This window comes from Methylobacterium sp. CCH5-D2 (assembly GCF_001556475.1).
Lineage (GTDB): Bacteria > Pseudomonadota > Alphaproteobacteria > Rhizobiales > Beijerinckiaceae > Methylobacterium > Methylobacterium hispanicum.
Map to the genome: position 1 here is coordinate 1 of NZ_LSIX01000236.1, position 3,676 is coordinate 3,676.

A 3,676-nucleotide genomic window follows, 5' to 3' on the forward strand; every position below is an offset into this window, starting at 1 on the left:
CCCCTCTCCCGCCTCGCTCCGCTCGGCACCCTCCCCCGCAGAGGGGGGAGGGTTGCGCTGGCGCTCAGGCCCACTCGCCCCGGCGCATCACCGGCACGGCCTGTCCGTCCTCGCGGATGCCGTCCACGTCGATCTCGGCCGAGCCGATCATCCAGTCGATGTGGATCAGGCTGCGGTTGGCGCCGCGGGCCGCGAGGTCGTCCTCGCCGAAATCGGCGCCGCCGTTGCGGAAGCATTTGCTGTAGGCCTGGCCCAGCGCGATGTGGCTCGCCGCGTTCTCGTCGTAGAGCGTGTTGTAGAACAAGAGCCCCGAGGCCGAGATCGCCGAGGAGGCCGGCACCAGCGCGACCTCGCCGAGGCGGCGCGCGCCCTCGTCGGTGTCGAGCACCCGGGCGAGCACGTCGGCGCCGGTGCGGGCGCGCGATTCCACGATCCGCCCCTCCGCGAAGCGCACCGCGATCCCGTCGATCAGCGTGCCCTGGTAGGAGAGCGGCTTGGTGCTGGTGACGTGCCCGTCCACCCGCAGCCGGTGCGGCGTGGTGAAGACCTCCTCGGTCGGGATGTTGGCGTTGCAGGTGATGCCGCTGCGCGAGGTCGCCGCGCCCCCGCACCATTCGTGGTCGTCGGCGAGCCCCACCGTGAGGTCGGTGCCGGGGCCCTGGAAGCGGAGCGCGGCGAAACGCTCGGCGTTGAGCCGGTCCTTGCGGGCGTGCAGGTCGGCGTTGTGCCGCGCCCAGGCGCCGAGCGGGTCCGGGCCGTCGACCCGCGAGGCCGCGAAGACGGCGTCCCAGAGCCGGGCCACCGCCCGGTCCTCCGGCAGGTCGGGGAAGACCGTGCGGGCCCAGGCCGGGGTCGCGGCCGAGACGATGGTCCAGTTGGTGGCGAAGTTGGCGATGAGTTCGAGGGCCGGCACGTAGGCCTTGGAGCGGGCGCGGTTGGCGCGCGCCACCTTCTCGGGATCCTGGCCGGTGAGCAGCGTGGGGTCGTCGCCGCTGATCGCGAGCCGCGCCGCGCCGTTGCGGTAGGCCTCGGCCATGCCGGCGTAGAGCCAGCCGGCGGCCGTGTCGAAGGCGGCGTCCGGCGCGTGGGCGAAGCGGGCGAGCGTGGCTTGGTCGTCGCCGAGCAGCGTGGTGACCAGCGAGGCGCCCGCCGCGTAGGCCTCGCGGGTGATGGCGCGGGCGAGCGGCAGCGCCTCGATCGGCGCCGTCAGCACGAGTTCCTGGCCGGGCTGCAGGTTGAGCCCGACCCGCACGGCCACCGTGGCCAGCCGATCGAGCCGCGGATCCGTCTGCGGCCCGGCATGTCCCGTCATCGTCCCTGTCCCTCGCGGTCCGGCCCTCAGGCGGGCCCAGGTGCAAGATCGGTACAGGGGCTGGCGAAAATCAAGCGGCGCGCGACCACGTGATGTCGCCGAGGCTCTCCCGGAAGGCGAAGCGGGCGAGGTGGTCGGCGACCACGTTCTCCAGGCGCGTCAGGCCGACCGGGTCGGGGGTGGCGATGCGCATCACCAGCGCGTCAGGCTCCGCCTCGAAGGTGCAGACCCGGTCCTCGCCGAACGGCACCTTGCCGTGCTGCGGGGTGCTCTCGACCGGGAACTTGTGGCTCCAGTGCCGGCAGAGCTGCTGCAGGTAGCGGCTCGCCTCGGCGGTGTGGACGCGGGCCTGGGAGGTGGGCATCGGGTGGTCTCCTGAACGTGTGTTCTCGCGGGAGCCGTCGTCGTCTTCGCAGATGCGAAGGCGCCGGACCGGAGAAGCAAGTGGCGGGCCCGATCGCCGGAAGGCTGCCGGCCCTTTGAGAAACAAACTCCGCGAGAGCCGTTAAAGCCTGGATAACGCTGAAGCTCTCCTGAACGGAGCGCCCCGGTTCCACAGGGTCTGCGACAGCCCGCGACGGGTGTCATATGGGGTGCCGGATCGAGCGACTTTGTGGCGCGGTGCGGTGGATTTCGGGGCCGTGTGCTGCAGCGCACCACGATGGGGCGAGCGGGTGCCGTGCTCTCCCTCCCCCGCAGAGGGGGAAGGGCGAGCGGCGCGGTCGAAGCGTCCTCCGTCGCACGCCCCATGCGCGCGAAAAGAGCAGCGCCTCACCGGCCCGGATCGGCTGGCCCCTCCCCCACCACCTTGCCCGGGTTGAGGATCCCATGCGGGTCGAGCGCCGCCTTGAGGCGCCGCATCAGGTCGAGCCCGACCGGGTCGCCGTAGCGCTCCAGCTCCGCGCGCTTCAGGAGCCCGACCCCGTGCTCGGCGGCGATCGAGCCGTCCATCGCGTGCACGATGTCGTGCACGATGCGGTTGAAGCGGCCCCACTCGGCGAGGAAGGCCTCGCGGTCCATGCCGGGCGGCTGGCTCAGGTTGAAGTGGACGTTGCCGTCGCCGAAATGCCCGAAGGCGCAGACCCGGATGCCCGGCATCGCGGCCTCGCAGGCGGCGGTGGCCTCCGCGAGGAAGGCGGGCAGGCTCGGGAGCGGCACCGAGACGTCGTGCTTGATCGAGGCGCCCGCCCGCTTCTGCGCCTCGGGCAGCGACTCGCGCAAGGCCCAGAGCGCGCGGTTCTGCGCGGCGCTCGCGCCGACCGCCGCGTCCTCGACGATGCCGGCCTCCAGCGCGGCGGCGAGCGCCGCCTCCATCTCCGCCCGCGTGTCGGCCTCGGGCCGCGCCGAGGCCAACTCCACCAGCGCGTAGGCCCCGTGCGCGCCCGCCAGCGGGCGCACCGCGCCCGGCGCGTGCGCCAGGACGAGATCTAGCCCGAAGGGCGGCATCACCTCGAAGGCGGTCAGGTCCCGGTCGCAGGCGGCGCGCAGATGCGCGAACAGGGCGAGTGCCCGCTCGGGCGAGGCCAGCCCCGCGAAGGCCACCGTGGTCGAGCGCGGCCGCGGGAACAGCCTGAGCACCGCGGCCGTGACGATGCCGAGTGTGCCCTCCGAGCCGATGAAGAGCTGCTTCAGGTCGTAGCCGGCATTGTCCTTGCGCAAGCTGCGCAGGCCGTTCCAGACTCGGCCGTCGGCGAGCACCACCTCGAGCCCCAGCACGAGGTCGCGGGCGTTGCCGTAGGACAGGACCTGCACGCCGCCCGCGTTGGTGCTGATGCCGCCGCCGATCCGGGCGGAGCCGCGCGAGGCGTAGGAGAGCGGGAACAGCAGCCCCGCCGCCTCGGCCGCCTCCTGCAGGTGCTGGAGGATCACCCCGGCCTCGACCGTCGCGGTGGCGCCGACCGGGTCGATCGCCCGCACCCGGTCCATCCGGCCGAGCGCGAGAACGAGGCCGCCCCGCGGGACGCCGCCGCCGACCAGCCCGGTATTGCCGCCCTGCGCCACCACCGGCACCCCGGCCTCGGCGCAGGCCCGCACCGCGAAGGCGACCTCCGCGGTGCTGCCCGGCCGGGCGACCGCCGGAGCCTCGCCCCGGTAGAGGCGGCGCTGCTCGGCGAGGTAGGGCGCGACGTCCCCCGGCGCGGTGAGGATGTGGGCCGCCCCGAGCCGGGCGCGCAGCGCGTCGAGCAAGCCGTCCATCCGGGAACCCCTCGCATCGTGCCCGCCCGCGGGCGGCCTCTCGACCCCGCCGCCCGGGCTGGCGCGGGCGCCGCACTGGCCTAATGTGGATCCGCGGCGCTGTGGGCGTAGCCCGTCCGCGCCGGCCGCGGAAGCCCGGGGATCGTCCCCGCCCGCTCACCCAACGAC

The 3,676-nt window shown here is 74.1% G+C and carries 3 protein-coding genes; all 3 read right to left on the reverse strand.

Annotated elements, in window-relative coordinates; translation table 11 throughout:
• Window positions 1-64 precede the first annotated feature (64 nt).
• Entirely contained in the window at window positions 65-1,312 is a 1,248-nt protein-coding gene (locus AX737_RS06260; RefSeq protein ID WP_066919906.1) for an aminopeptidase, read from the reverse strand.
• Between the two features lie 70 nt (window positions 1,313-1,382).
• On the reverse strand, window positions 1,383-1,676 hold the full coding sequence (locus AX737_RS06265; protein WP_066919908.1) for a DUF2218 domain-containing protein: 294 nt from the start codon (window positions 1,674-1,676) through the stop codon (window positions 1,383-1,385).
• 407 nt (window positions 1,677-2,083) lie between these two features.
• Entirely contained in the window at window positions 2,084-3,508 is a 1,425-nt protein-coding gene (locus tag AX737_RS06270) for an FAD-binding oxidoreductase (RefSeq protein WP_066919910.1), read from the reverse strand.
• Between the last annotated feature and the right edge of the window lie 168 nt (window positions 3,509-3,676).